Source organism: Pseudomonas sp. 8 R 14 (genome assembly GCF_900005955.1).
GTDB lineage: Bacteria > Pseudomonadota > Gammaproteobacteria > Pseudomonadales > Pseudomonadaceae > Aquipseudomonas > Aquipseudomonas marginalis.
Genome location: NZ_CVTH01000021.1, coordinates 1 through 20616, shown reverse-complemented (window position 1 = coordinate 20616; position 20616 = coordinate 1). Strand labels below are relative to the sequence as shown.

At 59.4% G+C, this 20616-nt stretch carries 16 protein-coding genes and 2 rRNA genes; 8 read left to right on the top strand and 10 right to left on the bottom strand.

Annotated elements, in window-relative coordinates:
- The first annotated feature begins 135 nt into the window (after window positions 1–135).
- The gene (locus tag BFQ01_RS01565; RefSeq protein ID WP_027606949.1) at window positions 136–1554 is read left to right on the top strand and encodes a short-chain fatty acid transporter; all 1419 of its coding nucleotides are present in this window, start codon (window positions 136–138) and stop codon (window positions 1552–1554) included.
- Window positions 1555–1592: 38 nt separating this feature from the next.
- Here BFQ01_RS01565 and BFQ01_RS01560 read toward each other — a convergent pair whose 3' ends face one another.
- Both BFQ01_RS01560 and BFQ01_RS01555 read right to left on the bottom strand, forming a co-directional pair.
- The gene (locus BFQ01_RS01560) at window positions 1593–1937 is read right to left on the bottom strand and encodes a HepT-like ribonuclease domain-containing protein (protein ID WP_053134107.1); all 345 of its coding nucleotides are present in this window, start codon (window positions 1935–1937) and stop codon (window positions 1593–1595) included.
- Entirely contained in the window at window positions 1934–2224 is a 291-nt protein-coding gene (locus tag BFQ01_RS01555) for a nucleotidyltransferase family protein (RefSeq protein ID WP_053134104.1), read from the bottom strand. Before BFQ01_RS01555 ends, BFQ01_RS01560 begins: the two co-directional genes overlap by 4 nt.
- Before the next feature lie 158 nt (window positions 2225–2382).
- Here BFQ01_RS01555 and BFQ01_RS01550 point away from each other — a divergent pair, with 158 nt between their 5' ends.
- From BFQ01_RS01550 to BFQ01_RS01540, 3 genes are all read left to right on the top strand, one after another.
- A complete protein-coding gene (locus BFQ01_RS01550) occupies window positions 2383–4083 on the top strand; it encodes an acid phosphatase (protein WP_065923991.1) in 1701 nt (566 codons plus the stop codon).
- 121 nt (window positions 4084–4204) lie between these two features.
- Window positions 4205–5374 (top strand): hypothetical protein, encoded by a 1170-nt coding sequence (locus BFQ01_RS01545; RefSeq protein ID WP_065923990.1) that lies wholly within the window; start codon window positions 4205–4207, stop codon window positions 5372–5374.
- 143 nt (window positions 5375–5517) lie between these two features.
- Entirely contained in the window at window positions 5518–6030 is a 513-nt protein-coding gene (locus tag BFQ01_RS01540) for an SET domain-containing protein-lysine N-methyltransferase (protein ID WP_065923989.1), read from the top strand.
- On the opposite strand, the gene can is transcribed toward BFQ01_RS01540, so the two are convergent.
- The gene (gene can, locus BFQ01_RS01535) at window positions 6027–6671 is read right to left on the bottom strand and encodes a carbonate dehydratase (RefSeq protein ID WP_003188288.1); all 645 of its coding nucleotides are present in this window, start codon (window positions 6669–6671) and stop codon (window positions 6027–6029) included. The two genes, BFQ01_RS01540 and can, sit on opposite strands and share 4 nt — an antisense overlap.
- Window positions 6672–6822: 151 nt before the next feature.
- Between can and BFQ01_RS01530 the strand changes: the two genes are divergently transcribed.
- A complete protein-coding gene (locus BFQ01_RS01530) occupies window positions 6823–7227 on the top strand; it encodes a serine kinase/phosphatase (protein ID WP_065923988.1) in 405 nt (134 codons plus the stop codon).
- A 74-nt stretch (window positions 7228–7301) separates the two neighbouring features.
- Here BFQ01_RS01530 and rimI read toward each other — a convergent pair whose 3' ends face one another.
- Together rimI and BFQ01_RS01520 are read right to left on the bottom strand one after the other, a co-directional pair.
- Complete coding sequence (gene rimI, locus BFQ01_RS01525; protein ID WP_003188286.1) at window positions 7302–7754, bottom strand: ribosomal protein S18-alanine N-acetyltransferase; 453 nt, start codon at window positions 7752–7754, stop codon at window positions 7302–7304.
- Window positions 7747–8490: an energy transducer TonB gene (locus tag BFQ01_RS01520; protein ID WP_065923987.1), complete on the bottom strand. Its 744-nt coding sequence runs from the start codon at window positions 8488–8490 to the stop codon at window positions 7747–7749. Before BFQ01_RS01520 ends, rimI begins: the two co-directional genes overlap by 8 nt.
- A 187-nt stretch (window positions 8491–8677) precedes the next feature.
- Between BFQ01_RS01520 and mksB the strand changes: the two genes are divergently transcribed.
- The 3 genes from mksB to mksF are packed head-to-tail and all read left to right on the top strand — an operon-like array spanning window position 8678 to window position 13489.
- Window positions 8678–9955: an Mks condensin complex protein MksB gene (mksB, locus tag BFQ01_RS01515; protein ID WP_065923986.1), complete on the top strand. Its 1278-nt coding sequence runs from the start codon at window positions 8678–8680 to the stop codon at window positions 9953–9955.
- Entirely contained in the window at window positions 9945–10652 is a 708-nt protein-coding gene (gene mksE, locus BFQ01_RS01510; protein ID WP_065923985.1) for an Mks condensin complex protein MksE, read from the top strand. Before mksB ends, mksE begins: the two co-directional genes overlap by 11 nt.
- The gene (gene mksF, locus BFQ01_RS01505) at window positions 10649–13489 is read left to right on the top strand and encodes an Mks condensin complex protein MksF (protein ID WP_065923984.1); all 2841 of its coding nucleotides are present in this window, start codon (window positions 10649–10651) and stop codon (window positions 13487–13489) included. Before mksE ends, mksF begins: the two co-directional genes overlap by 4 nt.
- Window positions 13490–13549: 60 nt before the next feature.
- On the opposite strand, the gene BFQ01_RS01500 is transcribed toward mksF, so the two are convergent.
- From BFQ01_RS01500 to BFQ01_RS01480, 5 genes are all read right to left on the bottom strand, one after another.
- Window positions 13550–15853 (bottom strand): PqiB family protein, encoded by a 2304-nt coding sequence (locus tag BFQ01_RS01500; RefSeq protein WP_065923983.1) that lies wholly within the window; start codon window positions 15851–15853, stop codon window positions 13550–13552.
- Complete coding sequence (locus BFQ01_RS01495; RefSeq protein WP_065923982.1) at window positions 15846–16469, bottom strand: paraquat-inducible protein A; 624 nt, start codon at window positions 16467–16469, stop codon at window positions 15846–15848. The genes BFQ01_RS01500 and BFQ01_RS01495 overlap by 8 nt, the downstream gene beginning before the upstream one ends.
- Window positions 16456–17115: a paraquat-inducible protein A gene (locus tag BFQ01_RS01490; protein ID WP_065923981.1), complete on the bottom strand. Its 660-nt coding sequence runs from the start codon at window positions 17113–17115 to the stop codon at window positions 16456–16458. Before BFQ01_RS01490 ends, BFQ01_RS01495 begins: the two co-directional genes overlap by 14 nt.
- Window positions 17116–17267: 152 nt before the next feature.
- Window positions 17268–17383: ribosomal RNA gene (gene rrf, locus BFQ01_RS01485) — 5S ribosomal RNA — on the bottom strand.
- A 152-nt stretch (window positions 17384–17535) separates the two neighbouring features.
- Window positions 17536–20427 (bottom strand): 23S ribosomal RNA (locus BFQ01_RS01480).
- Window positions 20428–20616 lie beyond the last annotated feature (189 nt).

The window sequence follows — 20616 nt, the reverse complement described above, 5'->3', positions numbered from 1 at the left end:
GGTTGATGGCAATCGCGGCAGATATATTTGTTTTCCTCATGGATCGATGAAGATAACTGCATTCCCATATCAATGGCCGTGGAGGAACATGCCGAAAAATTGCCGACACCATAATAAATACAAGAGGAAAGACTCGTGGCCGATGCTATCGAAGAAAGCCGCTATGCCCGCTTTGCCCTGCGCTGCTCGAACTTTGCCGAGCGCTGGTTCCCCGACTCCTGGGTGTTCGCCGCCCTCGCCGTGATCATCGTCGCCGTGGCGACCCTGGGCATGGGCGCCGCGCCGACCGAAGCCGCCAAGGCCTTTGGCGACGGGTTCTGGAGCCTGATCCCGTTCACCATGCAAATGGCCTTCGTGGTGATCGGTGGCTACGTGGTCGCCAGCTCGCCACCGGCGGTCAAGCTGATCGACCGCCTGGCGCGTATCCCGAAGAACGGCCGCTCAGCCGTGGCGTGGGTTGCGTTGATTTCCATGGTGGCGTCATTGCTCAACTGGGGCCTGTCCCTGGTGTTCGGCGGTTTGCTGGTGCGTGCGCTGGCCCGTCGTACGGATTTGCGCATGGACTACCGTGCTGCGGGTGCGGCGGCCTATCTTGGGTTGGGCGCGGTGTGGGCGCTGGGGCTGTCGTCGTCAGCCGCACAATTGCAGGCCAACCCGGCCAGCTTGCCGCCGTCGATCCTGTCGATCACCGGGGTGATCCCGTTTACCGACACCATCTTCCTGTGGCAATCCGGCGTGCTGTTGCTGGCACTGATCGTGGTGTCGCTTATCATCGCCTACGCCACCGCGCCCGGCCCCAACAGCGCCCGTGACGCCAAGGCCTGTGGCGTCGACCCGGCCTTCAACCTGCCCAAGCTGCAACCACCGGGCCGCCCCGGCGAATGGCTGGAACACAGCCCGTTGCTGACCATTCTGCTGGCATTGCTGGCGGCGGGCTGGTTGTTCCATGAGTTCTCGACCAAGCCGGCGATCAGCGCGATTTCGGGGCTGAACACCTACAACTTCCTGTTCATCATGGTCGGTGCCCTGCTGCACTGGCGCCCGCGCAGTTTCCTCGATGCGGTGGCCCGTGCAGTGCCGACCACCACCGGCGTGTTGATCCAGTTCCCGCTGTACGGCTCGATTGCGGCGCTGATGACCGTGGTCAAGGGCGGCGACGGCCAGACCCTGGCGCACCATATCTCGACCTTCTTCACGTCCATCGCCTCCCACGACACGTATGCACTGCTGATGGGCGTGTACTCGGCGGTGCTGGGCTTCTTTATTCCGTCAGGCGGCGGCAAGTGGATCATCGAAGCGCCTTATGTGATGCAAGTGGCCAATGACCTGCAATACCACCTGGGCTGGGCGGTGCAGATCTACAACGCGGCCGAGGCGCTGCCGAACCTGATCAACCCGTTCTACATGCTGCCGTTGCTGGGAGTGTTGGGGTTGAAGGCGCGGGATTTGATCGGGTTTTCGTTTGTGCAGCTGCTGGTGCACACGCCGCTGGTATTGTTCCTGCTGTGGGCGTTGGGGACGACGTTGAAGTATTTACCGCCCGTCATGCCTTGAATAACTGATGACTGCACCTGTTGTTGCAACAGGTGCAATCACACTGCAGTTACAGGAAGACGCGCCAATAGATCAGGCAGCGCGCTCTGGATGGTGTCCCAAACCACATCAAGGTTGATATCGAAGTAACCGTGGGCGATGCGGTTACGCATTCCCCGCATGCTGCGCCAAGGAATGTGTGAATGAGCCTCAGCGAAGTGCGGGTGCAGATCCATGATTTTCGTCGACGCCTCACCAATGATGATCAGACTCATGACCACTGCTTGTTGAGTACGCCTGTCTTCCAGAAACTCTTCTTTGCTAAGGCCCTCTACAAAACTTATCGCGTCAGCAGTGGCCTGCCTTATGTGATCCAGATAATCCCCGAGGCGATTTGCTGTCATACAGGCCGTGCCTCAGCCAGCACTTTTGCGCGGAACTTCAACGGCAAATCGGCAGGCGTCAGTAGATCGACATTGACCCCTAGCAGGTCCTCAAGCTCGACTTGCAGCCCGCCAAGATCAAACAAAGTGGTTCCCGGCGGCGCATCGACCAGCAAATCAAGGTCGCTGCCTTCTTGGTCGGTACCCAGCAATACAGACCCAAATACCCTTGGGTTTGAGATGCGAAATCGGCCCACCACTTCTCTGACGGCTGCACGTTTTAGATCAAGGGCGGTTGAAGGTTTCACGGTTCACCTCAGTGATGTCCATTATCGGGCAAGTCTAGCAGCGCTGGCCAAGCGTAGACACGTCTTGCTCATCACACCGCTGTCTTCGTTCCGTCACATTGCATTGCTACCGTCCTGCGAAATATCTTGCAACATCTCGCCAGCAAGGACTCCCCGCAATGAGTGATGATCACGAAGACCGCCCTTCCCCAGATTCCATAGCCCAACCGCCGGTAGACACCGGCCGTCGGCGCTTCCTGGGGGGTGCGGCGGTGTTGGGGGTGGGCGCGACCTTGAGTGCCTGCGGCAACAGCAGTGAGGCGCCCGGCAAGCCCGTGGCGCGGCCGCTCACGCCGCAGGAGCTGGACAAGGCGTTGCGCGACCAGGTGAAGACCGTGGTGGTGATCTATGCCGAGAACCGCAGCTTCAACAACCTGTTTGCGGACTTCCCAGGCGTTGAGAAACCGCTGTCGGCGCTTTCTGCCGCCGACACGCAGCAACGCGACCGCGACGGCAGCCTGTTGACCACCCTGCCCCCGGCCTGGGGCGGTGTGCTGCAAGTGGGCCCGCAAAGCGTGGATGGGGTGACTTACCCCAGCGAAGTGCAATTCCAGGAAAACCTGCCCAACGCGCCGTTCGCCCTCAAGGGCCCGAACGCTGAAGACCTGCCTCTGAGCCTCGTCACCCGCGACTTGTGGCACGTGTTCTACCAGAACCAGATGCAGATCAACGGCGGCAAGAACGACGGTTTCGTCGCCTGGGCCGACTCCGGCGGCCTGGTCATGGGCCATTACGCCCAGAGCCGTTATTCCCTGCGCCTGTGGGATGTAGCCAAGGAGTTTGTGCTCTGCGATAACTTCTTCCAGGGGGCGTTTGGTGGCTCGTTCCTCAACCATCAATACCTGATCAGCGCCACCGCGCCGTTCTACCCGAATGCCGCGCAGTCGGTGGCCAAGGCGCAGATCGCCACGCTGCAAAGCGATGACCCCACCGACCCGCGTCTCAAGCCGCTGGATAAATCCCCGGCGAGCGCCATGACCGGCCCGCCGCAGTTCGGCCCCAGCGCGCTGACCCCGGACGGTTACGGCGTGAACACCCTGGCGCCGCCGTATTGGCCGACCTGGATTCGTGACCCGGAAAACCCGGACTACGCAAAAGCCGACCTGCCCAACGTACTGGTGCCGCAGACCCATGAGCACATCGGCGACAAGCTGTCGAAAAAGAACGTCGACTGGGCGTGGTACGCCGGGGCATGGCAGGCAACGCTGGATCAGTTCAAGGATTCGGGCGGTATCCCGAAGATCCCTAACTTCCAGTACCACCACCAGCCGTTCAACTACTTCAAGCAGCAGGGCCCCGAGAACCGTGCCGAGCGTGACAAGCGCCTGCGCGATGGCGGTTTGGGCGATGAGGCGAGCACCAATAAGTTCTTCGCCGATGCCCAGGCCGGCAAGCTGCCAGCCGTGAGCTTCTACAAGCCCCAGGGCAACCTGAATATGCACGCCGGTTACGCCGACGTGGCGTCGGGCGACCGCCATATCGTCCGCGCCTTGAAGGTGCTGCAGGAAAGCCCGCAGTGGAAAAACATGGTGGTGGTGGTGACCGTCGATGAAAACGGCGGCTGGTGGGACCACGTCGCCCCGCCCAAAGGCGACCGCTGGGGCCCAGGCACACGGGTTCCGGCGCTGGTGGTCTCGCCCTTCGCGCGTAAAGGCACCGTGGACCATACGGTGTACGACACCGCGTCGATCCTGCGCTTGATTACGCGGGTCTTCCAGCTGGAGCCCCTGGACGGGCTCAAGCAACGCGATGACGCCATGATTGCCCGAGGCCAGAAACCCATGGGGGATTTGAGCAACGCGTTGCAGTTCAGCGTGTAGGACGCTTATCCAATAGCGACATGCCTGGCGATTTAGCACGCGGTTTTCCTGGCCAACCGCTACTGTGAGGAGGTGGGCTTTCACCCCGCGCAGACGGGCTTTCGCTGACAAGGAATCAAGTATGTTCAAACCGACCAGGTTGTCCTTCACCCTGGCCGCACTGATGGCCAGTGCGGTCGTACACGCCGACATCGAAGTACCGCTGGGCAGCACTCAACGGGTGACCCAGTTGTTCGCTTACCCCAATAACTGCAATGTGATCTGCTTTCGGCCATGGACGCTGGAGCAGACCGCCGAGCACTACCTGAACCAAAGCCTGCAGCGCGATGGCTACAGCCGAGCCAAGGTCAGCGTCAAGAACCATGAAGGGCAGCTCGCCGCGACCTTCAGCGGTGTACCCGACAGTTACGGCCAGCCCCTGACCGCGCTGCTCAATACCGCTGACCTGGCCTACCAGGGCGCGAGCAGACTCAACAGCGACGGCAAGTGGGCGTACAACTGGTACCTGTTCCTGCCACTGGGCATGGCCCTGGAAAACCGCAAGAGCATCGAGTTGCTGCATTTCCCGCCGGATTATTCGCTGACCCAGGCCCAGGATTACCTGGAGTCGGCCACCACCGACCGCTGGGCCAGCCTGCTCACCGATAACGGCGTGCCGGCCACCGAAACCCCGGCCTACCAGACCATCATCGATATCGCCCCCATCGCCGCCCCTTCCAATGCGGGCAAGGACCTGGAGAACGTCTACGGCTACTTCACCGACTACCAGACCCGCATGGTCAGCGAACTGAGCCTGCACCCCAACGGCTCGCTGCCAATGGTCGCGTTCGGCGCGCCGGTGCGCAGTTGGATCAAGCAGCAATACGGACAAACCGTGGGTGTACTGGGCCTGGCGCAGATCAGCCCTGCCGCGGGCAAGACCGTCTCGGTGCTGGGCGCCAACCACCCCAGCTACATCTGGTACGCGGCCAGCCCGGACACCTATGACGGTAACGAGCAGAAAGCCGACGACGCGGGTTTAAAAGTGATGGGCCAGGACTTGAGCGCCGCCTGCTGGCAGGCCGGAATGGGCCAGAAACCCGCGAGCGATCCGAATGTGCTGCTCAAGGCCTGCATGAACACCTGGCAGGTCACGCGCAAAGAGCAGACCTGCGAATTGTTCTACACCTCGGTGCGCAACCTGACCCCGGAACAGGCGAACGCCAAATGCGCCACGCCTTCGATCAAGACGCAGCTCAAGCAACTGAAGAACGCAGCGCCCGCCCCCAGCATCATGGCGCCTGCGCTGTAGACAGCAGAAAATCCGATTTCTACTGTCAAAGTTGACAGTAGAAATCGGCTCCACGTTCAGCGAGTCTTGAGCCGGGCCCATCCGCTGCAAGACTGGTAGTCAGCCACCACCCGCAGGTCGATGCAGCCTAACCAAGGAGAGTTATGAAAACTCAAGCCATGGACCAGGCTAAAACCACTGTGAGTGATGGTTTGTACCCGTTCAAGACACTGCTCGTTGAACAGGGCTATCCCTCGGCCAAGCACTTTAAGGTTGAGCGCGACGGCGGCGGCGTCAGGGCTCGCGTGGGTTTCGACGGCCGCGTGCGCATTGCCCGGGTGTCCGGTTACGCCGTGAACGAGCGACGCCCACGTACGCTGCAGCTGTCCGCCCGCATCCACCTGTATGACAGCTGGTTCTGCGGCCTGCTGCGACACTCCTGCAACCCGAATGTGTTTTTCGACACCACCTACCTGGAGCTATGGACCGTGCAGCCCATAGTCGCTGGCGCCCCGCTGACCCTGGACTACGCCAGTACCGAGGACGCCTTGTTCCGACAGTTCGCCTGCCAATGCGGCGAGCTGAACTGCCGGGGCTGGATCACCGGCAGCACAGAGTGTTTGAACGCCGAAGGCCAGGCGTTCATGACCCGTTGGCGCCAACGCAAACGGCCTTAGGCTTCGCCCAGCGGACGCAGGCGATACTGCGGAGGCAGCTGCTCGAAGCCACTGATGGTGGTGTTCAAGCTTTTCCAACGGCCGTCCTTGATGCCGTAGATGCAGCCGTGGATAGACAGGCTCTGCCCACGGTGCCAGGCATTTTGCACAATGCTGGTGTGGCCGACGTTGGCCACCTGCTGGATCACGTTCAGCTCGCACATGCGGTCCACACGTTCCTCTTCGGTCGGCAGTTGGGCCAGCACGTCACGGTTTTCGTAGTAGAGATCGCGGATGGTGCGCAGCCAGCCGTCGATCAGGCCGAACTGGCGGTCCTGCATCGAGGCGCGCACGCCGCCGCAGCCATAGTGGCCGGTGACGAGGATATGTTTGACCTTGAGCACATCGACCGCGTACTGGATCACCGACAGGCAATTGAGGTCAGTGTGCAGCACCACGTTGGCCACGTTGCGGTGTACGAACAGATCACCGGGCAGCATGCCGACGATCTCGTTGGCCGGTACCCGCGCATCGGAACAACCGATCCACAGGTATTCAGGGGTCTGCTGGCGGGCGAGCTTGGCGAAGAATTCGGGATCTTCCTGTTTGATCGCATCCGCCCAGCGTTCGTTGTTATCAAGCAGGTCTTGTAGTTCGTTCATCAGGGAAAGCCTCAGGAATGATGCGCAGCTTTGACAGACGACCGCCCGTCCGGGTCACGCCGATGATAAAGATAGCCGGCGGGCAATTACTTGAATCTTGGGGGGCCATGCCTGTCCACACACTATAAGCCCCACAGTATGAGGATTGGCCATGACTGAATCACGACGTCCCTACGGCGCTACACAGCCCGAACCGATTGACGACAACGAAGACCGCATGGGCTCGATGCGCGAGCTGGATTTTGACGAGGAAGAACCGACGGCGGAGATTGGCAATGAGATCCCCCGTGGCGAGCGAGAACAGCTGATGCCCGACGAACGGGTGCGCGAGGCCGGACTGACCGGGGCTTCAACGGCTGATCATGAGTCGACCGATGATGATATGAGCCCGGAAACCCTGATCCATGAAGACGGTGCGCGGGACGCTCGGGAGGCGGGGGAAGACAACCCGGCGGATTTTGACCTGAGCATTGTCGATGAAGATGACATTGGCGGCGGAAATGGCCTGGATGAAGCGGAACTGGCTGATCTGGACCCGGTAGACGGAAACCGCTGACACTGCGCAAATCCAAATGTGGGAGGGGCGGTGCGACGATTCGACTTGCCCTCCTCCCACATTGGTTCGTGTGTTTAATCGACGAGGGTGCAGGCCATGACAACCGCATCTTCGCGCCCGCCGACAGCCGGGTAGTAGTCCCGGCGACGCCCAATCTCGTTGAAGCCATAGCGCTCATAGAGGCGGAACGCTCCGGTATTGCTGTCGCGCACTTCCAGGAAGCATTCCCGCGCGTTGGCGGCATAGGCGCGGGACATCAGGTGTTCCAGCAGTGCCAGGCCCAGGCCACGGCCCTGGTTTTCCGGCTTGACGGTGATGTTCAGCAAATGCGCTTCATCGAGGATGATCTGCACCACGCCGTGGCCTACCTGCTGCTCGCCTTCGAACATCAGCCAGATCTGGTACTTGCCCAGCCCGTCGAGAAAGATCCCCCGGGTCCAGGGATGGCTGAATGCCGCGTATTCGATTTTCAGCACGGCGTCGAGGTCGGCCTCGGTCATCGGGCGGAAGGATAAAGCCTCACTCATCGGTTGTTTTCCAGCGCGCCATCAGCCGGCGCATGGCTTGCCAGACATCAGCCTTACGCTGTGGCTCTTCCATTAATAATTCCAGGCCCGGCAGGGCCCATACAGAGCCCAGGCCTTCGACCTGCAGTTCGCGGTACCAGGCTTCGGCGTTCGCTTCACCGGCAAACCGTACGGCGGGCAGGCCGATCAGCCACAGGCACACGCAGGGTTCGTCCTCCAGGCGTGCCGAGACGAAGCCTTGCACGAAATCCCGCGCCGCTTCCGGGCCCTGGTCCATGGTGCCGCGTACCAGCAGCGGCCAACGGACCGGGTCGCCGACGATTTGCGGGCTGTCGGGCAGGCCGGCGGCGCGCAGCATGTCCTTGAGCAGCATGTAGGCGGGGTCGCGGGTCTGGAAGCGCTCGCCGGTGGGTAACTCCACCAATAGCAGGCAACGCCCGGCCCGCAATAACTGCAGGGCAAAGCGTGGCGGCGGCACCACGGGGGCCTTGGCAACCGGCGCAGCCGCTTCGGCCACCACGGGCTTGGCCATTGGCCCCGGGCGCGGCACCTCGACCTTGACGCGTTCAACCGCAGGACGAGCGTCCAGTACGGGTTTGACCACGGCCACCGGTGCAGCCGCCTCCTCCCCCGAAACCTCGAACGCCTCATAGGGCTCAAGCGCCGCTAACAGCTCGGGCCGCGACGGGGCGGCGAACGGCAGTTCGGTGCGGGGCAGCCAGTTGACCACCTGCATGGCGGTCAAGTAAGCGCGACGTCGGGACTCGATAAGCACAGCTCGGCCACTTGTGGATAAGTAAAGAGCGGGGATTCTACCGCTGTTCGGTAACAATCGCCCACTGTGCACTGACCGGCTGTGGATAAATCCCGCGCCTGATGCAGTACAATCGCGACTTTTAATCGCCAACCAGCCGGCCATTCCCATGATCGAACCCAAGCGCGTCCTGCGCGCCCTCGCCGAACACTGGGCCTTACTTGAGCCACTGTGCGAACACTTCGACCAAGGCACCCTGAGCCTCGGCGAGCTGCGCGCACAACTGGCCGCCCAACAACTGGACAGCACGCCCCAGGACATCACCAGCCTGCTGGACGTGTGGATTCGCCTGGATATCCTGGTGCCTGTCGCCAAGAGCCCGAACCGTTTCGAGCTCAACGCGCAGATCCACGACTTCCTGGCTTATCTTCGCAAGGAGCACCGGCTTGGCCTGTGCCTGGAGATCGAAGCCTACCTGCGCCATCTTGAGCGCCTGGCCGGTTATATCCAGGATGCCTTCGACATCCGTGATGGCCACGACCTGGCCCGCCAACTGCGCCTGCTCGACATGCGCGTACGCGACGTACTGAAAAAACTCGCCAACGACGAACAGGCCCTCGCGGCCGTGGCCGACCGTGCCAAGACCAGTGACCGGCAGATCCCGCTGCGCCAGCGTTACGCCGAAGTCCTGGCGACCTGGGACGAGTACGTCGAACCGATGATCCAGCTGGTGAACGCCGACGGTGCCTTCGAGCAAGGCGTGCGCAAGGTGGAAAACGTGCTGCTGCGCATGCTCACCGAGCAACAGCGCCTCGGCCACCTGGTGGACGACGACATGCTGCTGCGCACCCACGCGCGCATCCTCGAAATGCAGACCAGCGCCCAGCTGACCTTGCGGCATGCCCGCGAGCTGCTGTTGCCGCTGCGCGAAGAAGCGCGTCGGCACAATGCCGTGACCCGCGGTGCGGCGCTGGCGCTGTCGGCCATCCGCCGTAAAGGCCTGGACGCGGTGCCGCAGGCGGCGATGCCGATGTTTACCCGACCGCAAAGCACCTTCCTCGGCAGTGCCAGCCAGGTCGAGGCCTATGTGTATGCCCTGGCGAACTTCGAGCCGAAACCGGCCCGGTTCCCCAAGGCGCACAAGTCCCACAAGGGCGAAGCCCAGCGCGCACCTCGGACGGTCAAGGAAATGCTCGAGCGCTGCGAAGACGCGCTGCCGATGCCGGACCTGATGACCTGGCTGCTGGAGCAGGAACCGGACGGTGCCACCGACGAATTGCTGTACTGGTTCTCGCGGCTCTCGCGGGAGAAACGCTTCAAGCGCGAGCGCCTGGAACGCCGCGACTACCAAACACACGAGCACCAGGTCAGCCTGCGCTCATTCGCCCTGCTCCCGGCCGGCACCGACGCCGCCGAGCATCCTGCGAGTACACCTCATGCATCTTGATCTATCCGAACTGTCCCAGCTGGCGCCGATCTTTCGCGAGCTGTTCAAGGGTTACCACGTCAGCCGCCGCGACCCCGAGCTGTACGCGCAACTGTCGAACTTCCAGGACCAGTACCGCACGCTGTTCAAGGCCCTGGGCTTTGAGCTGGTGTGCGATACCCGTGGCTTCTACTACTTCGTGCCGGACTCCGCGATTGCGAGTGCGCAGGTCAACAAGACCGCCCAGCGCCTGGCGCTGTTCACCTTCATCATTGTCGAGCACCTGGCCGACCAGGGCCGCGACCCAATCGCCGTGCTCGACGGTGGCAGCCTGGGCCGTGACGAGCTGCCGTCGCTGCTGGAAAAGTACCGCGACCTGTTTATCCAGGCCGAAGTGCAGACCCAGGAAGAACTCGAAGAAAAAATCATGCGCCGTATGACCCAGCTGGGTTTTGCCAGCGAAGACAACGGCATTTACCGCTTCCTGCCGCCGATGCACCGCTTCCTCGACGTGTGCCTTTCGGTGCAGCAGGACCGCGACCTGGCGGCCAGCGTACACAGCGTGTTGCCACTGCCGGTGCCGGTGATCATTGACGAAGACAGCGATGAAAAACTGCTGAAGACCGATGACCCGCTGGACCTCAGCGACTTCGCGGACGAAAGCGAAGAAGACGCACTGGCCCGCGCCATTGCCGAAGAACAGGAGACCGACGCATGAGCAAGGAACGCTACGGCATCCGCCGCTTCGCGCTATTGAACACTGCCGGCTACAGCTTGGGCTTGTTCCCGCTGGAAGAACCGCTGTCGGTGTATGGCGCTAATAACCTGGGTAAATCCGCGTCGATCAACGCCTTGCAGTTCCCGATCCTGGCGCGCATGTCGGACATGAGTTTCGGCAAGTACACCCTGGAGCAATCGCGACGCTTCTACTTCGCCACCGACACCAGCTACATCCTGGTGGAAGTCTCCCTGCCCCATGGCCCCCACGTAATCGGCGTGGTCGGGCGCGGCCCGGGCGGTGGTTTCGGGCACCAGTTCTTTGCCTACGCCGGCAAGCTGGACCTGGCCCACTATCAGAAAAACGACACCTGCCTGCGTCAGAAGGAGCTGTTCACCAACCTTGAGCGCGAAGGCCTGAAAGCCTACGAACTCAAGCCGGATGAACTGCGCCGTTTGCTGGTGGGTGGTCATACGTCGATCCCGATGGACCTGACCCTGATCCCGCTGCGCTCCACCAGTGAGCAAAGCCTGAAAACTTTCCGCGCGTTGTTTATCAACCTGCTGCACATGCGCGAAATCACCGCGGCCAAGCTCAAGCAGCTGTTCCTCGATGCGTTCGAGCACAGCCTGCGTTCGGGTAGTGTGGATTACATCGCAGCGTGCGAAGAAGCCTTCCGCGATGTGCGACGCATGGAGCAGGACTACAACGCCCTGGTCGCTGCCGGCCCGCTGGTGGAAGCCCTGGCCAATGGCGTTCGCCAGCGCGACGCCCTGCGCGGCAAGCTGCATCGCCTGTCGCCGCTGCTGGATTCGCTGCTCGGCACCTGGTCGGACTATGCCAGTGCGCGCAAGGAAGAGCTGACCATCCAGGCCGAGCACTACCGCAACGAGCAGGACGCACTGCAGAACGACCAGCGTGGCGGCACCCAGGAGCTGATGCGCCTGGAGCGGGAAATCAGCGGCATCCAGCGTTGGCTGGGCGAATTGTCGGTGCTCAAGCATCGCTTTGCCCTGGTGGATGACGTCAGGGTCCTGGAGCAGCAATTGCTGGCGGCCAAGGACGCTCACGATGAACTGGCGGGCGCACTGGCGCAGTCGCGGCAGTTCAGCGCCGAGGATCTGGACGAACGTCTGCGCGATCTGGAAAAACGCTTGAAGTCGGTCAAGCAGCAGCTGGATCACGCGGATAACAACAGCTATGCCAAGCTGCGCGAAGAGTTTTCGCAGCAGGACGTCGAGCGCCTGATGCGCCTGTTCAACAGTTCGTTGTTCAGCCTGCCATTGGGTGAACACGGCATCACGCTGGATGAGGACGGCCAGTGGGTCAAATCCCTGGAGCAGATCCTCGATGGCTTCAAGGGCGAACGTTTTGAAGTGCCGGGGCTGTCCATCGACATCTCCCACATCGAACCACCGGCGCTGCAGGCCCTGGCGGACCGCGCAGCGTTGCGCGACCAAAAGGAACGCCTGGAGAAAGAACTCAAGCAGCTGAAAACCCAGCAAGCCGTGGCCTCCGACCGCGCGGCGAGCAAGACCCAGACCGAAGCGCTGTACCAGCAGGTGCTGGACGCGCAAAAGGCGCTGGAAGACTTCCGTCGCGCGCAAACCCTGAGTGCCGAAGAAGGCGAAAAACTGGAAAACCTGGCACAGATGGAAGCGGCCCAGGATGAGTTGAAACGATCCAGCGATGCGTTCACCGAGCGCGTCCAGCAACTGTCCGCCAAGCTGCAGCTGGTGGGCCGCCAGATCGGCGATATGGAAGCCAAGCAACGTACGCTGGATGACGCCTTGCGCCGCCGGCAGCTGTTGCCGGCCGACTTGCCGTTTGGCACGCCGTTCATGGACCCGGTCGATGACTCCATGGATAACCTGCTGCCGCTGCTCAATGACTATCAGGACAGCTGGCAGGGCTTGCTGCGTGCCGATGGCCAGATCGAGGCGCTGTACGCTCAGGTGCGCCTCAAGGGCGTGGCCAAGTTCGACAGCGAGGATGACGTAGAGCGTCGCCTGCAATTGTTGATCAACGCTTATGCGCACCGCACCGATGAGGCGCTGACACTGGGCAAGGCGCGCCGGGCGGCGGTCACTGACATTGCACGAACCCTGCGCAATATCCGCAGCGACTACGACAGCCTGGAACACCAGCTGGCGCTGTTCAACCGCGAGATCAACAAGCGTCAGGTGTCCAACCTGCAAAGCTTCCGCATCGTACTCGCGCCGAACAAGGAAGCCCTCAAACATATCGACCAGATCATCCACAGTGCTGGCCAGTACGAAGAAGGCGAAACCCTGTCGGTGTTCGACCTCAGCCAAAGTGCCGAGCAGGACAACAAGAACGAAGAAGCCAAGGAATACCTGGCCCGCCTGGTGGCGGCCAACCATAACCAGTTGGGCCTCAAGGACCTGTTCGAACTGGCTTTCGAGATCACCAAGGTGCACGGTCAGCCGGTGATCCACACCGACATCGACGGCGCGGCGTCCAACGGCACCACCATGACCATCAAGGCGCTGACCAACATGTACTTGTTGCTGCACTTGATGGACCGTGACCAGGCCGGGCGTGTGCGCTTGCCGTACTATCTCGACGAAGCAGCGGATATCGATGAGAAGAACCAGGCGGCGTTGCTGGAAACCAGTTTGCAACTGGGCTTTGTGCCGATCCTCGCCAGTGTGAAGCCACAGGTGTCTGCCCAGGTGGCAATCGACTTGGAAGGCGGCAGCGGGCCGAACGGTATCTACATCGATGAGGCGGACTGGAAGTACATCCGTCGCCATGATGTGGTGAAGGCGACAGTGAATGTGCAGGCGGATGAGCCGGAGCTGGATGAGGTCTGACGTTTTGCGCTGAAATGCAAAAAGGCCGCGATCCGATGGATCGCGGCCTTTTTTGTAGCTTTATTTGCCGAGTGGGATTTTCGGTGCCCAGGTCAGCCATTCCTCTTCGAATTTGTCGAACAGCGGGAAGGTTTGCTGCGGCCGCGCGGCGTTGCCCATACGCTCGCCGTCTGGCGTGGCAAATGCGATACCGCCGGCCACAAGAGTCTCCAGGGACTCGGTGCGCACCGTCGCCCCCTTGAACAGGCCAAAGTCGAGGCCAAAGCCGCTGGTGTTCCAGAAGCGGCTGCCACTGCGTACCAGCGGCGCGTACTTGGGTTCGATCAGGATGTGGATCAGTACACGGTCGGCGGTCTGGCCCAACTCGTAGCCGGTCACTTTGCCCACGGTGACTTCACGGTAGGTCACCGGCACACCTTCCTTCAACGAGCCACGGCGTGCGGCGCTGAGTGTCAGGCTCAGGCCGGCCTCCTGGCGGACAGCTTCAGGGGGTTGGGCCAGTGCGACGAAGCTCTTCTGTGGACCGGCGTTTTTCGCAGCCGGCTGCACCTCGATGTATTGCCCGGTGACCAGGGTTTCCAGGTTGGAGGTTTTCATCAGGCCCAGTTCTGGCTTGACCACCCAGAACTGGCTGCCGACGCGCGCGATGCGATCCGCTACTTGGGTAATACGTGCGCTGAGCAGCACCGATTGCATATCGGCACTGAGGTCTACGCTCTCGATCTTGCCCACATCCAGGCCTTTGAAACGTACCGGTGTGCCTGGACGCATACCGTCAGCACGCTCGACCCTGATGGTTACCAGGGTGCCATGCTGATTGGCCGCCTCACGGTCGGCAAACAAGCGGAATCGTGGAATGCGCTTTTTCAGCGGTACGTTCGGCTGCGGTGTTTCGAAGGCAATACCGCCGGCCATCAGGCTGGCCAGGGACTCACTCTTCACCTGGATACCACCGGTAAGGCCGCCGGTCAGGGTCACGCCGCTGGCATTCCAGAAACGTGTCGAACCGTTAACCAGGTTTTCGTATTCCTTCTCGATATGAACGCCGATCACCAGCTGCTTGTTCTTGCGCGAGAACTGGTAGCTCTGCACCGAGCCGACCTTGACCTGTTTGTAGAGTATCGGGCTGCCGACATCAAGGGAGCCGAGGTTGTCGGTGAACAGCACCATGTGCAGGCCCGGGGAACGCAGGTCCAGCGGTGGCGCCTTGGCGCGGGCGACGAATTCGCGTTGCGGGGCGCTGCCTTTGTCGCCAGGACGAATGGCGATGTAATTACCTTTGACCAGGGCTTCCAGGCCGGTAATGCCGGCCAGCGAGATGGAAGGTTTGACCACCCAGAACTGGGTGTCTTGAACCAGGTAGTCTTCGGCCAATGGGTCGAGGGTCAGCTCGGCGTTGGCGCTGGACAGGTCCGGGTCGATCTTCAAGGTTTTCAGGCTGCCCACCTGAATGCCTTTGTACATCACCGGTGTACGACCGGCTTGCAGGCCTTCGAAGTCCGTGAGCTTGACCTTGGCCTTGATACCGGCAGCGGCCGCATCGAAATCTTCGTACAGGCGGAACGGCAGGCTCGGATCGGTCGGCGGGCTGTCCTTGCGATTCTCCGGCGTGGCGAAGGCAATGCCGCCGGCGACGATACTGGAGAGGGATTCGCTGCGCACCTTCACGCCGGAGAGATTGGCATCGATGCTGATGCCGCTGGCGTTCCAGAAACGGGTGTGTTTGCGCACAAGGTTGGCGTAGGTCGGCTCGATGTAGACCTTGATCTCGACGGTGCTCTGGTCCTCGGAGAGCAAGTAGCTTTTGACCTGGCCGACCTGTATCTGCTTATAGAACACCGGGCTGCCACGGTTGAGCGAGCCGAGGCGGTCGGCCTTGATGGTCAGGTGCAGGCCAGGCTTGGCATCGGACAAAGGCGGCTCTTCGGAGAGCGCCTTGAATTTGCGTGTGGGCTCACCGTCACCGGGGCTGGCGGCGATGTAGTTACCCGAGACCAGGGTTTCCAGGCCGGTGATACCGGCAAGGCTGACACTGGGCTTGACCAGCCAGAAACGCGTGTTGGTCTTGAGGTATTGCTCGACATCCTTGTTCATCTCGATGGTGGCAATCACCCCGCGATTATTGCCCTCGTCGTCAAGGGCAAGGGTCTTGACCTTACCCACGGACATGCCTTTGTAGACCACTTCGGTTTTGTTGGCCTGGATGCCTTCGCCGCTTTCAAAACGCACCTGGATCTCAATACCCTGCTGGGAATAGGCACGCCACCCCAGCCAACCGCCGATGATCAAGGCAATCAGGGGAAGAACCCAAATGGCTGACCAGTTGGAGGCCGGGCGGGTTTTAGCTTTAGGCAAATCACTCATGGTCGTCGTCCGACTCCGTATTATCCCAAATCAGTCGGGGATCAAAAGTTACTGCGGCAAACATCGTCAAGATCACCACACTGGCGAACGCTGCAGCGCCGAGGTTGGCCTCGACGCTGGCAAGCCGCCCAAAGTTTACGACCGCCACCAGGATGGCGATCACGAAGATATCCAGCATGGACCAGCGGCCAATGAATTCGATAAAGCGGTACATGATAATGCGCTGCTGCGCGGAAAGCGGTTGGTGACGTTGAACCGAGAACAGTAACAGGCCAATGCCCACCAGCTTGAACGTCGGCACCAGGATGCTGGCGATGAACACCACAGCCGCAATCGGGAACATGCCGTGCTGCACCAACTGGATCACACCGGCCATGATGGTGCTTGGCTCGCCCTGGCCGAGGGAGTTGACGGTCATGATCGGCAACAGGTTGGCGGGGATATACAGAATGGCCGCCGTGATCAGCAAGGCCCAGGTGCGAGTGAGGCTGTTGGGGCGACGGGCGTGGATCAGCGCACCGCATCGGGTGCAGGTTTGCTCATCGGTGTCAGGCTCTTGTTTGTTCAGCTCGTGACATTCAGTACAAATCAGAATGCCCGCATCAATCGCCCGCATGATCATCTTCCCCTGACAGTGCTTGCCAGATCTGGTGCGGCGACATCACCACCTCAAGCAGAACCTGAACCATTAATAGGCTGACAAAGCAAACCAGACCCAGGCCGATGGTGATTGAGGCCATGTCGGCGAGTTTCACGATCGCCACCAGTACGCCCATCAAGTAGACCTCCAACATTCCCCAATCTTTCATGTGGTGGTAAATGCGGTACAGCAGCAGGCCGTAACTACGGCCGATCTTCCAACGAATACTGAGCAGTACCGCCAGCTGGCAAAGCAGCTTGAGCAGCGGAATACCCATGCTGCATAGGAACACCACGGCGGCGACGCCTTGCATCCCGGTATCGAATAGACCGACTACGCCACTCCACACAGTGTCCTCTGAGGACTGCCCGAGCAGATTGAGCTGCATGATGGGCAGAAAGTTCGCCGGGACGTAGAGCAACAGCGCGGCGAGTACCAGAGCGAGGCTGCGCTCAACGACATTATGGCGGTGAGCGTAGAGTTCATAACCGCAACGCGGGCATTGGGCTTTTTCACCGAGGGCGAGCATGGGTTTGCGCATCAGCAAGTCGCACTCATGGCATGCCACCAAGTTGTCCAGTGGTAAATCCGACACCTCAAGGGCATCAACCGGATCCGGCATAGGTAGGGCTCTGACTCTAAAAAAGGTTAGGTGCCTATTCTAGTGGTCTGGTTCAGAAATAACTGTGCAAATTTGTCGTGCATCTTTCCGCACTTTTCGACCGCCCAAAACAAAACCCCATCTGCTCTCGCAAATGGGGTTTCGGAATTTAATCTTGACGATGACCTACTCTCACATGGGGAAACCCCACACTACCATCGGCGATGCATCGTTTCACTGCTGAGTTCGGGATGGGATCAGGTGGTTCCAATGCTCTATGGTCGTCAAGAAATTCGGGTACTGAGTCGTGGCCAGCTGGCCTCGCTTCAGCAAATTGGGTATGTGACAGCTGTCGGTGTTTTGTGAAATCTCGAACTTTCGGTTCATTGCGTCTTCACACACCGCAATCTGGCCTTTCGACGCAAATTGCTTGGGTGTTATATGGTCAAGCCTCACGGGCAATTAGTATTGGTTAGCTCAACGCCTCACAGCGCTTACACACCCAACCTATCAACGTCGTAGTCTTCGACGGCCCTTCAGGGGACTCAAGGTCCCAGTGAGATCTCATCTTGAGGCTAGTTTCCCGCTTAGATGCTTTCAGCGGTTATCTATTCCGAACATAGCTACCCGGCAATGCCACTGGCGTGACAACCGGAACACCAGAGGTTCGTCCACTCCGGTCCTCTCGTACTAGGAGCAGCCCCTCTCAAATCTCAAACGTCCACGGCAGATAGGGACCGAACTGTCTCACGACGTTCTAAACCCAGCTCGCGTACCACTTTAAATGGCGAACAGCCATACCCTTGGGACCGGCTTCAGCCCCAGGATGTGATGAGCCGACATCGAGGTGCCAAACACCGCCGTCGATATGAACTCTTGGGCGGTATCAGCCTGTTATCCCCGGAGTACCTTTTATCCGTTGAGCGATGGCCCTTCCATACAGAACCACCGGATCACTAAGACCTACTTTCGTACCTGCTCGACGTGTCTGTCTCGCAGTCAAGCGCGCTTTTGCCTTTATACTCTACGACCGATTTCCGACCGGTCTGAGCGCACCTTCGTACTCCTCCGTTACTCTTTAGGAGGAGACCGCCCCAGTCAAACTACCCACCATACACTGTCCTCGATCCGGATAACGGACCTGAGTTAGAACCTCAAAGTTGCCAGGGTGGTATTTCAAGGTTGGCTCCACGCAGACTGGCGTCCACGCTTCAAAGCCTCCCACCTATCCTACACAAGCAAATTCAAAGTCCAGTGCAAAGCTATAGTAAAGGTTCACGGGGTCTTTCCGTCTAGCCGCGGATACACTGCATCTTCACAGCGATTTCAATTTCACTGAGTCTCGGGTGGAGACAGCGCCGCCATCGTTACGCCATTCGTGCAGGTCGGAACTTACCCGACAAGGAATTTCGCTACCTTAGGACCGTTATAGTTACGGCCGCCGTTTACCGGGGCTTCGATCAAGAGCTTCGCGTTAGCTAACCCCATCAATTAACCTTCCGGCACCGGGCAGGCGTCACACCCTATACGTCCACTTTCGTGTTTGCAGAGTGCTGTGTTTTTAATAAACAGTCGCAGCGGCCTGGTATCTTCGACCGGCATGAGCTTACGGAGCAAGTCCTTCACCCTCACCGGCGCACCTTCTCCCGAAGTTACGGTGCCATTTTGCCTAGTTCCTTCACCCGAGTTCTCTCAAGCGCCTTGGTATTCTCTACCCAACCACCTGTGTCGGTTTGGGGTACGGTTCCTGGTTACCTGAAGCTTAGAAGCTTTTCTTGGAAGCATGGCATCAACCACTTCGTTAACTAAAAGTTAACTCGTCATCAGCTCTCGGCCTTAGAATCCCGGATTTACCTAAGATTCCAGCCTACCACCTTAAACTTGGACAACCAACGCCAAGCTGGCCTAGCCTTCTCCGTCCCTCCATCGCAATAACCAGAAGTACAGGAATATTAACCTGTTTTCCATCGACTACGCTTTTCAGCCTCGCCTTAGGGACCGACTAACCCTGCGTCGATTAACGTTGCGCAGGAAACCTTGGTCTTTCGGCGTGGGTGTTTTTCACACCCATTATCGTTACTCATGTCAGCATTCGCACTTCTGATACCTCCAGCAAGCTTCTCAACTCACCTTCACAGGCTTACAGAACGCTCCTCTACCGCATCACTTACGTGATACCCGTAGCTTCGGTGTATGGTTTGAGCCCCGTTACATCTTCCGCGCAGGCCGACTCGACTAGTGAGCTATTACGCTTTCTTTAAAGGGTGGCTGCTTCTAAGCCAACCTCCTAGCTGTCTAAGCCTTCCCACATCGTTTCCCACTTAACCATAACTTTGGGACCTTAGCTGACGGTCTGGGTTGTTTCCCTTTTCACGACGGACGTTAGCACCCGCCGTGTGTCTCCCATGCTCGGCACTTGTAGGTATTCGGAGTTTGCATCGGTTTGGTAAGTCGGGATGACCCCCTAGCCGAAACAGTGCTCTACCCCCTACAGTGATACATGAGGCGCTACCTAAATAGCTTTCGAGGAGAACCAGCTATCTCCGAGCTTGATTAGCCTTTCACTCCGATCCACAGGTCATCCGCTAACTTTTCAACGGTAGTCGGTTCGGTCCTCCAGTTAGTGTTACCCAACCTTCAACCTGCCCATGGATAGATCGCCCGGTTTCGGGTCTATTCCCAGCGACTAGACGCCCTATTAAGACTCGCTTTCGCTACGCCTCCCCTATTCGGTTAAGCTCGCCACTGAAAATAAGTCGCTGACCCATTATACAAAAGGTACGCAGTCACCCAACAAAGTGGGCTCCCACTGCTTGTACGCATACGGTTTCAGGATCTATTTCACTCCCCTCTCCGGGGTTCTTTTCGCCTTTCCCTCACGGTACTAGTTCACTATCGGTCAGTCAGTAGTATTTAGCCTTGGAGGATGGTCCCCCCATATTCAGACAAAGTTTCTCGTGCTCCGTCCTACTCGATTTCATGACTAAGAGATTTTCGCGTACAGGGCTATCACCCACTATGGCCGCACTTTCCAGAGCGTTCCGCTAATCTCAAAGCCACTTAAGGGCTAGTCCCCGTTCGCTCGCCACTACTAAGGGAATCTCGGTTGATTTCTTTTCCTCAGGGTACTTAGATGTTTCAGTTCCCCTGGTTCGCCTCTTGCACCTATGTATTCAGTACAAGATAACCATCTTATGATGGCTGGGTTCCCCCATTCAGACATCTCCGGATCAAAGTCTGTTTGCCGACTCCCCGAAGCTTTTCGCAGGCTACCACGTCTTTCATCGCCTCTGACTGCCAAGGCATCCACCGTATGCGCTTCTTCACTTGACCATATAACCCCAAGCAATCTGGTTATACTATGAAGACGACATTCGCCGAAAATTCGATCATACTCAATTAAGAGCCACTCACAAATTTTACCTTAGCCTGAGCCGTTACCAGTGAAAGTAACGTTCAGTCTATCTTTCTATCACATACCCAAATTTTTAAAGAACGATCTAATCAAAGACTAGAAATCAA